The 15825-nt window shown below is 49.6% G+C and carries 14 protein-coding genes; 12 read left to right on the top strand and 2 right to left on the bottom strand.

Going from position 1 to position 15825, the window contains the following annotated elements; translation table 11 throughout:
• Window positions 1–121 precede the first annotated feature (121 nt).
• Window positions 122–295, bottom strand: coding sequence for a hypothetical protein (locus DFR28_RS19815; RefSeq protein WP_211316904.1), 174 nt, complete (start codon window positions 293–295; stop codon window positions 122–124).
• Here DFR28_RS19815 and DFR28_RS06235 point away from each other — a divergent pair.
• Entirely contained in the window at window positions 288–1985 is a 1698-nt protein-coding gene (locus tag DFR28_RS06235) for a DUF885 domain-containing protein (protein WP_211316903.1), read from the top strand. The genes DFR28_RS19815 and DFR28_RS06235 overlap by 8 nt on opposite strands.
• Before the next feature lie 101 nt (window positions 1986–2086).
• Here the strand turns inward: DFR28_RS06235 and DFR28_RS06230 are convergent, their stop codons facing one another.
• Window positions 2087–2455, bottom strand: coding sequence for a YkgJ family cysteine cluster protein (locus tag DFR28_RS06230; RefSeq protein ID WP_113953487.1), 369 nt, complete (start codon window positions 2453–2455; stop codon window positions 2087–2089).
• A 138-nt stretch (window positions 2456–2593) separates the two neighbouring features.
• On the opposite strand from DFR28_RS06230, the gene DFR28_RS06225 reads away from it, so the two are divergent.
• From DFR28_RS06225 to DFR28_RS06175, 11 genes are all read left to right on the top strand, one after another.
• The gene (locus DFR28_RS06225; protein ID WP_147250938.1) at window positions 2594–2974 is read left to right on the top strand and encodes a hypothetical protein; all 381 of its coding nucleotides are present in this window, start codon (window positions 2594–2596) and stop codon (window positions 2972–2974) included.
• Complete coding sequence (locus tag DFR28_RS06220) at window positions 2967–3506, top strand: hypothetical protein (RefSeq protein WP_211316901.1); 540 nt, start codon at window positions 2967–2969, stop codon at window positions 3504–3506. Before DFR28_RS06225 ends, DFR28_RS06220 begins: the two co-directional genes overlap by 8 nt.
• On the top strand, window positions 3506–4369 hold the full coding sequence (sigJ, locus tag DFR28_RS06215) for an RNA polymerase sigma factor SigJ (RefSeq protein WP_113953484.1): 864 nt from the start codon (window positions 3506–3508) through the stop codon (window positions 4367–4369). Before DFR28_RS06220 ends, sigJ begins: the two co-directional genes overlap by 1 nt.
• Window positions 4370–4657: 288 nt before the next feature.
• Complete coding sequence (locus DFR28_RS06210) at window positions 4658–5224, top strand: porin family protein (RefSeq protein WP_113953483.1); 567 nt, start codon at window positions 4658–4660, stop codon at window positions 5222–5224.
• 96 nt (window positions 5225–5320) lie between these two features.
• Window positions 5321–5776, top strand: a complete 456-nt coding sequence (locus DFR28_RS06205) for a GbsR/MarR family transcriptional regulator (RefSeq protein WP_113953482.1) — start codon at window positions 5321–5323, stop codon at window positions 5774–5776.
• 217 nt (window positions 5777–5993) lie between these two features.
• Window positions 5994–7451, top strand: a complete 1458-nt coding sequence (locus DFR28_RS06200) for an efflux RND transporter periplasmic adaptor subunit (RefSeq protein WP_211316899.1) — start codon at window positions 5994–5996, stop codon at window positions 7449–7451.
• Window positions 7451–10609 carry an efflux RND transporter permease subunit gene (locus DFR28_RS06195; RefSeq protein WP_113953481.1) on the top strand — a complete coding sequence of 1053 codons (3159 nt, stop codon included), beginning with the start codon at window positions 7451–7453 and terminating at the stop codon, window positions 10607–10609. The genes DFR28_RS06200 and DFR28_RS06195 overlap by 1 nt, the downstream gene beginning before the upstream one ends.
• The gene (locus tag DFR28_RS06190; RefSeq protein ID WP_113953480.1) at window positions 10602–12053 is read left to right on the top strand and encodes an efflux transporter outer membrane subunit; all 1452 of its coding nucleotides are present in this window, start codon (window positions 10602–10604) and stop codon (window positions 12051–12053) included. The genes DFR28_RS06195 and DFR28_RS06190 overlap by 8 nt, the downstream gene beginning before the upstream one ends.
• A 199-nt stretch (window positions 12054–12252) precedes the next feature.
• On the top strand, window positions 12253–12678 hold the full coding sequence (locus DFR28_RS06185) for a hypothetical protein (protein WP_113953479.1): 426 nt from the start codon (window positions 12253–12255) through the stop codon (window positions 12676–12678).
• Window positions 12679–12726: 48 nt separating this feature from the next.
• Complete coding sequence (locus tag DFR28_RS06180) at window positions 12727–14049, top strand: TolC family protein (RefSeq protein WP_211316897.1); 1323 nt, start codon at window positions 12727–12729, stop codon at window positions 14047–14049.
• Window positions 14046–15824 carry an efflux RND transporter periplasmic adaptor subunit gene (locus DFR28_RS06175; RefSeq protein WP_113953478.1) on the top strand — a complete coding sequence of 593 codons (1779 nt, stop codon included), beginning with the start codon at window positions 14046–14048 and terminating at the stop codon, window positions 15822–15824. The genes DFR28_RS06180 and DFR28_RS06175 overlap by 4 nt, the downstream gene beginning before the upstream one ends.
• Window position 15825: the final 1 nt, after the last annotated feature.

Below are 15825 nucleotides of genomic sequence, written 5' to 3'. Positions count from 1 at the left end.
GCCCTCAGCTACTTATCACACTGGATAGTCGGGCTAGGTTAGAAGCGGGCAACTGGTCTCGCAGGTCATTGGCTTGCTAGAAGCATCTCATTCGGTTACCGTTGCAAGCCTCAATATGCTCTTAGGTTTCGTACATGAAATTATCGCGCCGCTCACTTTTAAAGACATCAGCCGTTGCTGTAGCATCTACCTTAGCAGCGTCAGGCTGCGCAACGTCAAAAGCGACAAAACCAATCCCTGCAAAGAAGCCCAGCATTAATGATTTGTTAGCTGAAGCAACTGACTTGATGCTCAAATCTTATCCTGAAAGTGCCTCAAGTGCTGGCATCGATACTGGCCAGTACGCTCAGCATAAATTTGCGTTAACCGATCGATCACCTGATGGTCAAGCGGCAATTAAGGCCGGTGTAAAAGCGATGCTGGCAAAGTTAAACTCGGTGGATACTAACGAGCTGACCGCTGACGAGACGCTAAATATCGATGTAATACGCACGGTATTCGATATGAGTGCTAAAGGCTTCGATCTACCGTACGGTGACATGGCCTTGCTCAACTACAATTGGTCGTATCGAAATAGCCCCTATGCGGTGGCTCAAAACACTGGAGCGTTTATTGAGATACCTAGCTTTTTGGACGCAAGTCATAGCATTAAAACCACACAAGACGCGCAAGCCTACTTGGCAAGGATGGAGGCTTATGCTGAGCAGCTCGACGGAGAAAGTGAGCGCATTCGAATTGACGCAGAGAAGGGCGTGATATTGCCAGATTTTTTGATGGAAAAAACGCTTGGTCAATTACGCGGCGCTCGCAGCCGTTCAGCCGAGCAGTGGGGCATTGTCACCTCACTTGAAACTCGCACATCGACGTTGGACGGTAACTTTGCCGCAACGGCTAAATCGCTGGCCACAAAAACTATTGGCCCTGCAATTGACCGGCAAATAGCCGCTCTAGAAGCCGTCGCACCGCAAGCCAATAGTGATGCCGGTGTATGGGCTAAACCAGACGGTGATCAGTATTATGCTTGGGCATTACAGGCCGGTACAACCACCACCATGAGCCCTGACGAAGTGCATCAAATGGGGCTGGATGAGCTGGCTAGTTTGCACGCTCGCATGGATCCGATATTACGCTCGATTGGTTACACGCAGGGTTCGGTTGGAGAGCGCATGACCGCGCTGGCTAAAGACCCTCTGTATCACTTCTCACCAGGTGATAAAGGCCGCGCCGAGATAATGGCTTTCATCGATGAAACATTAACTGAGATTCGCGGCCTTATGCCGCAAGCGTTTGCTACGCAGGTACCAGGGTTTCTAGAAGTGACACGGATCGCACCGGAAGTCGAAGCCGGCGCGCCTGGCGCTTATGGTGGTGCCGGTTCTATTGATGGTAAGCAACCGGGCCACTTTTGGATCAATTTGCGTACCACTGACCTACACAATAAATATACCCTCAAAGACCTGACCTATCACGAAGCAATTCCGGGTCACGTTTGGCAGGGCGAATACACCTTCAAACAACCATTAATCCGATCTCTGTTGGCGTTCAATGCATATTCGGAAGGCTGGGCATTGTACGCCGAGCAAATCGCCGATGAGCTTGGAGTTTACAGTGAATCGCCAGTCGGTCGTCTAGGGTATCTGCAGTCACTCGCGTTCCGAGCATGCCGTTTGGTGGTTGATACTGGCTTACACGCTAAACGCTGGACTCGTGAGGAAGCCAATACATGGTTTGTTACCAATAATGGTTCGAATCCAGAGGAAGTTCGTGGCGAAGTCGATCGTTATTGTGCATGGCCGGGTCAGGCCTGCGGATATAAAGTCGGCCATACGGCTATCAACCAGTTACGATCAAAAGCAGAACGCGTTCTCGGTAAACAATTTGACTACCGACAATTTAACGATGCTGTAGTGCTTGGCGGCGCCGTGCCAATGACCGTGCTGGAGCGGGTTGTCGATGAGCATATCGCTCGAATCAAATTAACCTAGCAACGGCCTGCAGATGGCGACGCGAACCATATGAGGTTGAGCGTCGCCTAAACCCGGAGCTAGCTCAGCGTCTAACTTTTATAACCAATGTGAGTGTGCGGCTAATAGTCAGTGAAATTCGCTTTAAGAGTTCTTGTTGCTCGTGGCAAATCGCTTAGGTCGTGCGGTTCTAACATCTCACACTCATCTTTGATCATATCGCTAACCGTGGCCGGATAAACTCGGCAATCCTCAGGTCGATCAAAGTAGATGGCACAGCTAAACTGGATCTGTTCGGGCTCGCGACGCAACCAAGGGCACAGCTCTATTTGCTCGCCCGTTAGCGGATCCATCCAGATATTACCATTACGTACATAGCGAAATATCTCTGGTCGTAAGGTCTCCCACAGCTCAAGGTCTTGGTCAGAAGCCGACAAGCCACCATTACTGTATTTGATACAACATTTTCCACAGGAGTTACACGCTTTCATCACTACACAATACTTTGCAATGCAATCAGCTGCAATTAGTTAAATGCCCAACCAAGTAAAACACTATTTTCGATAATTGAGTCACAAATTACTGCGCTATTTCGTCATAGCAATACACAAACTACTTACTTATCTATGATGAATAAACTACTTTTTGGCTTAGGGATCTATTACACATTGCTAGGAATCTACTTGTTATTTGCACCGGCGCATTTTTATGCGGTAACACCTGGCGTGTCGATGATGGGCCCGTACAACAGTCATTTTATCCGTGACGTGTCATTTGCATTTCTGGCCAGCGGCATCGCGCTTCAATTGGGCACGATTCAACACAATAAACTCGCGGTGGTGATAGGCGCATTATGGCCATTGTTACATGCGCTATTTCATATAACGATATGGGTCAGACGAGACTTCGTCGTGGACCGTGTTAGCGTGTCAGATTTTCTAGCGGTTATTATTCCAGGCTTACTTGTGATGTTGTTGGCAATTCGATTTAATGAGGTGCGCAATGCTTAAATCAATACTGAGCAAAATGATTAGAAAATTCGAATCTCATTACGACTACGATGCTAGCTACATGCATGACATTAACGCCATTTCTGCAAGTGCAACAACCCGATTGATGATGCTATCGGGCATGACAAATTATTCTGGAACCAATAAGCCCATATGGGGCGGGGCTGCGTTGGCCGCCACTTTGTATGGAGACTGTGGCCCCTGTGCACAATTAGTAATCGATCGTTTATTAGAGGCAGGCGTAGACGCCAAGCAACTCACGGCATGTATCAATAACGATTGGCCGACGGCAGGTACGACTGGGCTCGGCTTTCGCTTTGCTCATGCAACGCTTCATAACTTAGATAATCTTGACTTATTGCGGAACGAAATCGTTGAAAAATATGGCGACAAAACGCTGTTAGCCGCAAGCTTTGCAACGGTTAGCTATCCGGTTTACCCTTTACTGAAACGCGCATTGGGATCAGCAAAAGCATGTCAAAAACTGATGATTGGTGAGTACCAAGCGGTGATCGAGCCGCCACAATCCTAATGCAGGATCACGCTGAACGCTTTGAGTTAGAGAGGCCAGCATTAATGGCTATTGCCTATCAAATGTTGGGCGAACGAGCTGCTGCGCAAGATTTAGTGCAAGATACATGGGAACTTTGGAATAGGGCAGACAAAACGGTTATCGAGTCGCCGCCGGCTTGGTTACGAACCGTCACCAGCCGGCTTGCGATCGACGCACTGCGATCAGCTAGAAAAAAGCGCGAAGTGTATGTAGGGCCGTGGCTGCCCGAACCATTGATCGATGATGTACAAACTGGCCCAGATGCTGCTTTCGCATTGGCTAAGGACTGTGAATTGGCATTAATGTGGGCGATGGAGCGCTTAACGGCTGAAGAGCGTAGCGCTTTTATCTTGCGTAAAGCGTTTGACAGCGACTATGCAGAGTTATCTGAACTATTAGGCAAAACTGAAGCGAACTGTCGTAAAATTGTTAGTCGAGCCACACAAAGAGTTGCCGAGACGAAGCTGAAGTTCAACATAACACAAGACGAAACGCGCGCATTGCTTAGTAAGTTCACGCAAGCTTGTGCGTCGATGGATTATGCCGAAGTATTGTCGCTACTAGCGCCAGATGTCGTGTCGGTGTCCGATGGTGGAGGATACGTTCGCGCAGCTCTACGACCTCTCAGTGGCGCGCCAGAAGTTGCCGGTGTGTTGCTCTCGATTTTGCGCAAATATTCAAGCAACAGCACCATAGAACTAGCAAATGTTAATGGGCAACCCGCATTGCTGGTGTCCGGAGATAATCGACGTAACACAGTACTAAGCATTGGCATCAATGAGGTCGGCCTAATAGCGTGGGTATACATGATGCGAAATCCTTACAAGCTTGGCCTTTCGTAACAAGCTGGTTATGGACTGGAATTTGCGATAAGCAACTCAAGCCCCCAAGCCAGCCACATCGATAATGCACACAAGCTGTCATTGCACCATCCAACGCTTTGTAAGCTCAACACGCTACGTTAAATACGTAGATTATTCTGTTTTCAACCGTCATTCCAAAGATGATTAGTAAGTTCAGTATAAACTAAACAAAGTGATTGACTTATTCAACTGTCGCCCCCATTATTCAAACTGTTCAATTAGTACTGAACGAAAAATTCACAAATTACATTCATATAGGTGACTTACATGACTATTAGACAATTACTCACCATCGCGAGTCTAAGCGCTGGTTTGATCGCTCCTACAGTCTCAATGGCTGACGACACCGGACCTTATATTGCAGCCAGCGTTAATCGCGCTAGTGCTAATTTTGAGGACATACGTGATATCGATTTCGATGACAGTGACAACGCATTCGGCCTACGTGCCGGTTATATGTTCACTGATCTGATCGGCGTGGAAGTTGCTTACTTAGATCTAGGCGAGTTTAGTGCTCCAGGCGACGGCCCGAATAATGCGATCGAGCTTGACGCCGATGGCTATTCAGCTGCGCTAGTACTGAACTTGAGCGTGGTTGATCAGCTTGACCTTTACGTTAAAGCTGGTGCGTTTAGAGTCAATGCAAATGCCGACTCATTCATTGCTGGTCAGCGACTTAGATTTGACGACGAAGCAACTGAACCGTTCGCTGCTTTTGGTGCTGAATGGGACCTTGGAACCCTAAACTTGTTTGCCGAGTATTCTGTTGTAGATACCGACATCAGCGATCTTAGTGTCGATATTGCGTCTGCTGGCGTAAAACTAGAGTTCTAAACAACCGGCGTGATTTACCTAACTTTTTAACTATTGAGAATTAATACGGATGTCACACCAAATAAATATAAGTGACCTTTTCGTAGGGGAGATAAGATGAAACAACTAGATGAATTTGAAGTAGAGTTTATTGAATACACCGGCCTTGCAATGCAGGCTGATGGACTACCTAAGATTGCGGGCCGAATATTTGGTCTGTTAATCATAAGCGATGATTTATTAAGTTTTTCATCTATTGCCGAAACGCTCCAAGTTAGCCGAGGCAGTGTTAGTACTAATACTCGGTTGTTAGAAAGTTTAGGAATCGCCAGACGAGTGTCATTAATGGGCGAGCGGCAAGACTACTTTAGATTGCCGGACAACCCATACTCAAGTCTTATAGAGGGTTTTGCTGGGCGCACGCGTAATTATTTACGTGCGCTCGACAAAACACTTAACAAGGCTCCTGAAGATTCGTTTGCATGGAAGCGCCTAAAGAACCACAAAACGTTTTATGAAACCGCTCAAAGCAACTCGGAGTTATTGATCAAAGAACTTAAAGAAATACTCTAGTTGGATATCGGCCGCTGGTTTACTTAACCATATTGCGTCCTACACCAGCGACCACGACTGAAGCACATCGTTACCGACCATATGCCATACCAGCCCTTGGTTGACCGCAGGAATAAAATACTAACGCCTTTGCTCCACCAATTTTTACCAAGCCATGCATCCCTTAACAGATGCATGGCTGCATACTGAAAAGCTTACTAAGCACAGGATCACCACAATGACATTAACACGCGAACCGGCTATCACCGATACCGCAAACACATACGTTCTTAACAATACTAAGATGACAACGGCAAGCAGCAAGCTTAGACGCAGCAGCAGGTTTGCCTTGGTATTATTAATCAGCACGATTATTTCCGCTTGTGGCGGCGACGATACCCCGCTTCAAATGCCGCCGATACCGGTTGAAATCATCGTCGCTGAATCTAAGCCGAGCCCGAATGTCATACAGTTCCCTGGTCGAGTTCAGGCGATCCGAACTGCCGAAGTACGTGCAAGAGTTACCGGAATCGTTGAACGACGCTTATATAACGAGGGCGTTGACGTTAAAGAGGGTCAGGTATTGTTTCAAATTGACCCACGTGAACTGCGCGCGAAGCTAAATGGAGTTAACGCTTCATTAGCGCGTGCCGAAGCAACCGTAGCCAACGCAGCGCAAGACGTTGCGCGTTTTAAGGGACTAGTCGCCGATCAAGCAATTAGCGAGCAAGAATACGATGCCGCTGTGGCTCGTTTGAGAACCGCCGAAGCCGATGTGGCTCAGTTTAAAGCACAGCAAGAAAGCGCCGAACTGAACCTTAGCTTCGCCACTGTAGCTGCGCCAATTCAAGGCCGCGCGGGTAGAGCTCAAGTGACCGAAGGCGCTCTAGTTAGTGCCTCATCGGCAACACTAATGACCACGATTGAACAGCTGGACCCAGTGTATGTGAACTTTTCTCAATCTAGCTCAGATGTGCTTAGAGCGCGTCGCGAGATCGCCCTTGGCATCTTAGAGGTACCAGAATTAGAGCGTATCACCGTTGAATTAATCTTAGAAGATGGGCGTCAATACAATCAAACTGGGCACCTCGATTTCTTTAACTTTGCGGTGGATCCAGCAACTGGCACCGTGGCTGTTCGAGCAGAATTCCCTAATTCAGATCAAATATTGGTTCCAGGCCAGTTTGTACAAGCTCGAATATTAGCGGGAGTTCGACCCGACTCCATTCTAATCCCGCAACGTGCCGTACAGCTAACCCCTCAAGGCGCAACATTGTTAATAGTAGGCGAGGGGGATGTCGTCGAAACTCGCGCGATTACCCTGGGCGAATTATATCAAGGCGCCTGGCGTGTCACTGAAGGCTTGAAGCCTGGTGAACGAGTCATTGTCGAAGGTGTCCAGAAAGTGCGCCCAGGTCAAACGGTGAGTCCACAACCGTATCATCACGCCAGCAGCTCGTCAGAGAGTTCAGAGCCAGAACAAAACACTGCCCCGGAAGCAGACACTCAAGACGTTGGAGCGAGCACTGACTTAAATAGCACCGATGTTACTGATAGTGAAAATCTTGCAGAGGTAGTGGAGACAAACGACGCTCCAGCACCAAACGCTGACTCATCGACTGATCAGGCTGACGTCTCAGAAGAGACCGTCAGCGGCGATACCGTTAACCCAAACACCGCTGAGGGCGAGCAGTAATGAGTCCCAAATTTTTCATTGATCGCCCCATCTTCGCATGGGTCGTTGCGCTCACAATTTTATTGGCCGGTTTCACTGCGCTGCGTGCGCTGCCGGTTGAACAATACCCATCAATCGCGCCACCGTCATTATCAGTCACGGTAAACTACCCAGGCGCCGAGGCCTCAGTATTAGAGACCAATGTCACACAAGTAATCGAGCAGGCACTCAACGGTGTTGAAGGCTTTCTTTATATGTCGTCGCAAAGCCAGTCAAATGGCAGTGCGAGCATCACAGTAACGTTTGAATCCGGCACTGATATCGATTTAGCGCAAGTGGATGTACAAAATCGTCTTCGTACAGTTGAGCAACGCTTACCCGAGGAAGTACGCCGACAGGGCATTCAAGTCACCAAAGCGTCATCCGGCTTTATGATGATTATTGCGCTAACCTCCAAAACTGGCGCAACCACAACATTAGAACTGGGCAACTTTGCATCTACCCGTGTAATTGATGAATTACGCCGCGTTCCAGGCGTTGGTGATATCAGTTCATTTTCTTCAGAATATGCGATGCGTATCTGGCTTAATCCAGACAAATTATCGTCTTACTCAATGACTGCCGCTGAGGTTTTGGCTGCCATTCGTGAACAGAATAGCCAATCCCCAGGTGGATTTTTGGGCGATCGCCCCACGGCTAGCGGATACGAAATCACGGCACCAATCCTGACCCAAAGTCGGTTTAGTACCGTTGAGGAATTTTCCTCGATCATTCTGCGTTCTAATACCGATGGTTCGTCAATACGACTCGGTGATGTCGCGCGTGTGCAATTAGGGGCTCAAAGCTATGCTTTTGATATAGAAGTCAATGGCAAGGCGGCCGCAGGTATGGCTGTGCAACTAAGCTCGGGCGCTAACGCGTTATCAGCTGCCAATGGGGTACGCGAGCGCATGGCTGAACTTGAGCAATCGTTTCCTGAAGATATTGGTTGGACCGTGCCATTTGATACCACGCCATTCATTAAAATATCGGTGGAAGAGGTAGTCAAAACACTAGTCGAAGCTATGCTATTGATTGTTCTAGTGATGTTTCTGTTTCTACAAAGTTGGCGTGCCACGCTGATCCCAACAATCGTGGTGCCGATTGCACTTGCTGGTGGCTGTATTGGCTTATGGATCTTTGGCTTTTCGATTAATGTACTTACCCTTTTTGCAATGGTACTGGCTATCGGAATTCTGGTCGACGATGCCATTGTGGTGGTTGAAAACGTCGAGCGGGTCATGGAAGAGGATAAGTTATCAGCCTACGATGCAACCGTGGTGGCAATGCAACAAATCACCTCTGCGATAGTCGGGATCACTCTAGTGTTGATCGCGGTGTTTGTACCTATGGCGTTTTTCCCGGGATCGACAGGTGGTATCTATCGCCAGTTCTCACTGACCTTAGCCGTTTCCATAGCGTTCTCGGCGTTGCTTGCCTTCACCTTAACGCCAGCGTTATGCGCGACCATCCTGAAACCGCATAAATCGCGCGACGAAGATCACGACAGCAGTCCAGCCAGTGGCTTTTTTGCTCGCTTCAACAACGGGTTCGACCGCATCACTGACCGCTACCAGAATTCGGTAGGCGGCATTCTCCGTAGGCCTCGTCGTTTTATCTTGTTATTTTTAGGTTTAGTTGGGATCACTGCGGTGTTATTCAGCAGCTTGCCAACCAGCTTTTTACCGACTGAAGATCAGGGCAGCGTGTTTACTGTAATCCAAGCCCCGCCTGGTGCCACGTTGGAACGAACCAATCAAGCGATTGAACAAGTAGAAGCGTTTTACCAAGACCAGCCCGAAATCAAGACGGTGACAATGGTACGTGGATTCAGCTTTTTTGGTCGCGGGCAATCGAATGCTATGGCTTTTGTTTCACTCAAGCCGTGGGATGAGCGCGGTGATGCTGAGAGTAGCGCCCAGTCTCTAGCGGGGAGGGCGATGCAAACACTATCACAAGTCAAAAGTGCGGTTATTTTCACCTTAAACCCGCCACCGATAAGAGAATTGGGCGTAGCAAGTGGCTTCTCATTCGTTTTGCAAGACCGTTCAGGGCATGGTAACGCCGCATTGGTTAATGCTCGAAACCAATTGCTTGGCGCCGCCGCACAAAGTCCGCTGCTTACGCAAGTTCGACCCGAGGGGCAAGCCGATGCACCACAACTGCGTGTCAATATTGACCGCACTAAGGCTCGCGCACTAGGGCTAGCAATTAGCGACATCAACTCAACTCTGTCGATTTCCATGGGCGGTGCTTACGCCAACGATTTCGCGCGTGGGGGCCGTATCTTGCGCGTGTTAGTACAGGCTGACGCACAATATCGAATGACACCAAACGACGTACTCAGTTTGCATGTACGTAGTGCCAACGGTGAAATGGTGCCATTTGGCGCATTCACTACGGTTGAGTGGACCGCAGGCACACCACAGGTAAATCGCTATAACGGCTATCCATCGACCACCATTTCGGGCATTCCGGCATCGGGCTACTCAACTGGTGATGCAATGAATGAAATGGAGCGTCTCGCAGAACAGTTACCTGAAGGCTACGGCTTTGAGTGGACGGGTTTGTCATATGAAGAAAAGCAATCCGCGGGGCAAGTTGCCAGCTTGATGGCGTTTTCATTACTGGTGGTCTTTCTGCTATTAGCGGCGCTTTACGAGAGCTGGTCTATTCCTATTGCGGTATTGCTGATCGTTCCACTCGGTATCTTTGGCGCAGTGTTATTCTCACTAATGCGCGGACTACCTGCCGATATCTACTTTAACGTTGGACTCATTACGATTATTGGTTTAGCAGCCAAAAACGCGATATTAATCGTCGAGTTCGCGATTGAAGAAGAGGAAAAAGGCAAAGGGCTGTTTGATGCCACCATGAATGCTGTGCGGCTTCGACTTCGACCAATCATCATGACGTCGTTAGCGTTTGTACTCGGTATGGTGCCGCTGGCGCTTTCTAGTGGTGCTGGCGCCGCGAGTCGAATCGCCGTGGGCACCGGCGTTATGGGCGGTATGATCACCGCCACAATACTTGGGATTTTCTTTATTCCGTTGAGCTACCTCGCTGTCCGTCGCTGGCTTGCTGGCGACCGACATAATAGTGAAGACTCAACCGACCAACCGGAGGTGCGCAATGCGTAACACTTTGATATTACCGTTGGTGCTATTACTCAGTGCTTGTCAATTAGCGCCGCCACACATTAGACCCGACCTGCCGGTTGCCAGCTCGTATCCTGATTACGGCACCGTAAAAACGTCGGAAACTGGTTCCGAGGTTACGGCATGGGAGACTTTTTTCATTGACGAGCGTTTAAAACAACTGATTAATCAAGCGTTTGAAAATAATCGTGATATGACGGTTGCCGTATTGCGTATGGAAGAAGCAATGGCCGCCTACGGGCTGCAACGTTCATCGCGCTTGCCAAATGTATCCGCTGGCGCTGACGCACTGCGGTCTAGAACGTCTGTCGCAAGCGCAGGAACAGCAGCTGGAATCTCCGAAGCTTACACGCTGGACTTGTCGGTAACGGCGTTCGAGCTCGACTTTTGGGGTCGGGTTCGCAATGCTACTAAATCCGCGCGCAGTAATTACTTGGCCAGTCAAGAAGCCGCTCGCGCGTTTCGCTTAGCGTTAATCCGTGAAGTCTCGTCCGCCTATTTGAGTAACCTAGAAGCATCCGCGCGTATCGCACTTGCGGAACAAACGGTTGAGTCGCGTGGAGAGCAAGTTCGAATTGCTTCACGACGCTTAAGCGCCGGGGTCACATCAGAGCTCGAGTTCCGTCAAGCTGAGACTCTGCTGACGCAGGCCGAAGCTGAATTAGCCGCACTCAGGCTTAACCAAGCGCAAAGCAAAAACCTACTAAGTGTACTGATAGGCGGGTCTATCGATGGCGCGTTAACCACAGATAGCACCACGGTGGTTGAGCTTGGTAAACAAGTTGACACCGCGCGCCTGACTGCGGGTTTGCCTTCAGAACTACTTGAGTCTCGTCCTGATATCCAAGCTGCGGAACAACAATTGATCGCCGCACGCGCTAATATCGGCGTAGCTCGCGCGGCTTATTTTCCATCAATCAGTTTAACTGGCAGCTACGGTTACGCATCGACCGAGTTAGATACGTTGGTTGGCAGCGATGGGCGAGCTTGGAGATTTGGGCCCAGCATTGATTTGCCAATATTTGACTACGGTCGTCGACGCGCCACAGTACGAGGCGCCGTAGCACGAGAAAAAATCGCCGTTGCTCAATATGAAAAGGCGATACAGACCGCTTTCCGTGAAGTAGCCGACGCATTAGCTGCACGTCAATTCTTAGCCGATCAAATTGCCGCACAACAACGCGGCATCATCGCGCAACGTCGTCTCGCCGAGCTTGCACAAAAACGCTACAAAGAAGGCGTCGTAAGATACCTTGAAGTGCTTGACGCTGAGCGTAACTTGTTTGCCGCTGAACAAGCGTTGTTGCAAGCTAAGCGTGTACAGACAACTAACGCAATCGCGCTATATATTGCCCTCGGTGGTGATTTGGCCGAGCCCCCATTACCAGCTGGCGCTAACGCATCAGACGCGCCAGCGTCAGAGTAATAATCGGTTTGTACTCTTAGGTCTCTGCTCCTATATCGTTAGCTACCTATATGCGGCTAGGAGCGGAGAATCGAATGTCTGAAAGTCAGCAAATCAATGTAGAAGGAGCGCTAACTAAAGTCGCCAAGGCTGAGAAAACCTCAATTTCGACGTAAATTGTTTGACCTACGGTCAAGTCTAAGTAGTATGCTGTTTGACTATGAGCGCTTTGTCTAAAATATTCGCGGCACTTTCGATGGCTTGCTATTTAGCAACCTCGATGATGGCTGCAGCACATGCCTTGCCAATGATGACGGCTAGCATAAGTGGCTCTATGAACATCGCACTGAACGCGACAGACTCCGACTCGGTAGACACCCGTAATGAACAACAAACGCTAGCAGCGGGTAGCCACGCCGCTAGTAATCTAGAGCCGCTTGCCGACGCCATGCAATCCTGTCACCAGACAGCTAGTAAGTCCTCGAAGGCTGATACCTGTAAAATTGTCTGTTCTGCGATCGCTCATGCGCTGCTGGCTAGCGAGCAAGTAGGCTCCGCCGCTGACTTCCATACCACATCACCTCACTCCAACATAGCAAGCCTAACCACTAGGCAATCTACGGTCGAGCACCAACCTCCAAAATAGACTTCTGACACCAATTCGTTTTTCATAACAATTAGTCAGGAGGGTCCGATGACCACTCATATTATATTGTCGATTGGGCGCCGCAGTCTTGCGTGCATTGTCGACATCAGATCAAACATCATTAACGCTGCTATGCCTGTATTTAAACGCGACCGTGCGTCTAGACGGGCGCTAGCTCTCTACGCCATCAGTCTAACTTGCATAGTATTCAGCGGACTGTTGAAAGCACAGAGTTTCTCAGAACTCGAGGCCTTGCTGTCAGCGCATCCGCAGTTGCAATCAATGAGCTATCAAGCACAAGCCCATAGAGAACGGTCAGATGCAGTGATGGGGCTACCAGACCCTGTGCTATCAGTGGGCATCAACAACTTTCCGATATATGACCCTTCATTCAACGAGTTTTTGCCAACCAATAAAGCGATTGGCTTACAACAACGCTTCCCGAGTCGCGCGAGCAGAGAAGCACGTTCAGCAGGAGGGCGGGCTCAGGCGAACCAAACTGATGAAATACGTCAACAACTATTGGTATCGATGCGCGCCGAGCTTATCGCTTTATTGCATCAGAAAGACCGAATCAACAAGCAAACGCTACTCGCCGAGCAACGCGATGCTAAATACGATCAGCTAATCAAAGTGGTCGAGTCAGAGGTTGGCGGTGGCCGCTCATCAGTATTTCGCTTGGCCGAGATTGAAGCCGAGCGCGCAGACGTCGCCCGCAGCTTAATTGACCTACGCGCGGAAGGCGCGCAGATTGACTCGCGACTAATGTATCTAGTTGGGATGATTCCCGACACCAGCCCACCGACTATTGAACCCTCCGTTTGGTCAGGTAACCGAATGGACTTTCTCGCTAGCCGAGTTGCAGATACCGCCGTCAAAATTAGTGAGACAGGTATCGATCAAGCAAAGTCAGCGTGGAAGCCGGAGTGGGGCGCGCAGTTCACCTACCAACAACGCGATGCCGGCCGGAATTTTTCGGGTGATGATTGGGTATCTATGATGGTCACGGTCACCGTGCCATTTTGGTCTAAGGCCAAACAAGAGCCCGACTTAAGAGCCGCTGAGGCACGCAAAGCAGCTGCCCAATCAGCTCTCAATGACGCAGTACGACATGCGTCGGCACAATACGCACAGTCGCGCGCAAGCTATATTGCAGCCAAGCAGGCACAAGCAATTCTTGAGCTGAAAACCACCGCCATTCGCAACGAGATAGCAGCGCAGCGCGCAACTTATGAGTCCGGCGCCGGAGACTATGCGCCAATCATTGATGGCGAAATCGTGATCTTGAAACTCCGCGCCGAAATTGCCGCTCAGCAAGCCCTTAGCCACATTGCCGCTGCCCAAATGAACGCATTATTGGTGACACCATGACACTAAAATATCTAACAAGCATACTGTTATTGACCTTACTAATAAGCAGCTGCGGTAGCTCATCGCCGCCTAATAACACCAGCAAAGAACTAAGTTCAGAGCCGCAAGCCGCGCAATACACCTGTGCGATGCATCCGCACTATATTTCAACTGATCCTAATGGCACCTGTCCAATTTGTGGCATGGACTTAGTTCCAGTGTCGCCAAATAGTGCGAGCGAAATACACAGCGAGCCCAACGCTACGATTACCGTATCGAACGCAATGCGCCAAACTATTGGGGTTCGGACCGCGCCGGTGCAGATTGTTGAATTCGGTCGAGCGCTACGCGCCTTCGGTACTGTTGAGGCAGATCAACGTCTAGAAAACGTCAGTGTGTCACGGCTAGAAGGGTGGGTCGAAAACCTCAAGGTTCGCGCCGCAGGAGACGCCGTGAATAATGGCGACCTTTTGTATTTAGTTTATAGCCCCGACCTAGTTGCGGCGCAAAGAGACTACGTTAACGCGTTAGTGACCGGCGATACGCAGCGGATTATGTCTGTCAAACAGAGGTTATTGTCAACCGGCATGCAAGAGCAAGCATTACAAGAGCTTGCGGCGCGTAAGAGCGTTATCGACAAGGTGCCGGTGTATGCCGAGTCCGACGGAATCGTCGCGCAGTTAAATATTAGAGATGGAGATTACGTTAAGCCAGGAACGGCAATTCTAACTCTACAGTCGTACCGGCAGGTTTGGGTTATTGCTAGCATTCCAGAGACCGATTTACCGCTTATCGATCTGGGTATATCCGCTGGTTTACGTTTCCCCAGCGCGCCCGACGCCGCAGCGCATGGCAAGGTGAACTATATCTATCCAACGATCGACCCAAGCACTCGAACCGGACGGGTACGTATAGAAGTAGATAATACAAATGGTGACTTGCTGCCCGGTGCCTACGCGGATATATCACTAAGTTTCTCTAAGCGCGCGAGACTCTCTACTGTTAGCGAGGCCATCCTGCGTGATAGCCGAGGCGAGCACGTCATTATCGATTTAGGCCAAGGCCGATTTGGCACTCGCGCTGTAACAACAGGCATATCCGCTGACGGTCGAACCGAGATATTAAGCGGCTTGAAAGCCGACGAGCTAGTTGTAGCTAGCGGGCAATTTATGCTCGACAGTGAGGTTAATCTACGCGAAGGCCTTAGCAAGCTCTCAGCATCAAAACCTTCAGACACCTCACGGCCAGACAATGAGCAAATCAACGCAGCCAAACAACCATTATCAGCATTGACACCAGATGCCGGTAGCTTAGCAAAAATAGATCATTTCGTTGACATGGCGCTGTATTTTCATATGACGTTGGTAGCGCAAGATTCGATTGATCCGAAATTTGTTGAGCCGGCCATTTTGTTAGCCGATGAACTGATAGAGCGCTATATCGATACTGAACTTGCCGTAATCTTGCAACGCAGTAAGAGCGCGCTTCTATCTGCCCAGACCAACCTACATGGCAATGAGTTAGCAGCAGATTTGCAGCGACTGATGAGTGCACTAGAGCCCTGGCTATTGCACGGCGCGCCGCAACACTATGCCGACTTAGGCTTGGCTTTGTATCGTGAATCGACCACTCAACGACTCTGGTTACAAAAGGGTGGGGCAGTGACAAACCCTTACCAAGATAGTGCGTCAAACCATACGACATCGCCAGAAAAAGTATCATGGCCAGAAGCCGGCTATTTAAGAGAACCGAATGCAGCACGTGAGCATCTCGACCCTCATGCTGGCCATCGGTAGG

Origin of the sequence: Arenicella xantha (assembly GCF_003315245.1) — a bacterium.
In the GTDB taxonomy this organism is placed as follows: domain Bacteria; phylum Pseudomonadota; class Gammaproteobacteria; order Arenicellales; family Arenicellaceae; genus Arenicella; species Arenicella xantha.
This window is presented reverse-complemented; position numbering and strand designations above follow the sequence as displayed.

Bases quoted from the DNA above. Each gene is read 5' to 3' on its own strand.
- DFR28_RS06235 (WP_211316903.1), top strand. From the start codon at position 288: ATGCTCAAATCTTATCCTGAAAGTGCCTCAAGTGCTGGCATCGATACT.
- DFR28_RS06230 (WP_113953487.1), bottom strand. From the start codon at position 2,455: ATGAAAGCGTGTAACTCCTGTGGAAAATGTTGTATCAAATACAGTAAT.
- DFR28_RS06225 (WP_147250938.1), top strand. From the start codon at position 2,594: ATGAATAAACTACTTTTTGGCTTAGGGATCTATTACACATTGCTAGGA.
- DFR28_RS06220 (WP_211316901.1), top strand. From the start codon at position 2,967: ATGCTTAAATCAATACTGAGCAAAATGATTAGAAAATTCGAATCTCAT.
- sigJ (WP_113953484.1), top strand. From the start codon at position 3,506: ATGCAGGATCACGCTGAACGCTTTGAGTTAGAGAGGCCAGCATTAATG.
- DFR28_RS06210 (WP_113953483.1), top strand. From the start codon at position 4,658: ATGACTATTAGACAATTACTCACCATCGCGAGTCTAAGCGCTGGTTTG.
- DFR28_RS06205 (WP_113953482.1), top strand. From the start codon at position 5,321: ATGAAACAACTAGATGAATTTGAAGTAGAGTTTATTGAATACACCGGC.
- DFR28_RS06200 (WP_211316899.1), top strand. From the start codon at position 5,994: ATGACATTAACACGCGAACCGGCTATCACCGATACCGCAAACACATAC.
- DFR28_RS06195 (WP_113953481.1), top strand. From the start codon at position 7,451: ATGAGTCCCAAATTTTTCATTGATCGCCCCATCTTCGCATGGGTCGTT.
- DFR28_RS06190 (WP_113953480.1), top strand. From the start codon at position 10,602: ATGCGTAACACTTTGATATTACCGTTGGTGCTATTACTCAGTGCTTGT.
- DFR28_RS06185 (WP_113953479.1), top strand. From the start codon at position 12,253: ATGAGCGCTTTGTCTAAAATATTCGCGGCACTTTCGATGGCTTGCTAT.
- DFR28_RS06180 (WP_211316897.1), top strand. From the start codon at position 12,727: ATGACCACTCATATTATATTGTCGATTGGGCGCCGCAGTCTTGCGTGC.
- DFR28_RS06175 (WP_113953478.1), top strand. From the start codon at position 14,046: ATGACACTAAAATATCTAACAAGCATACTGTTATTGACCTTACTAATA.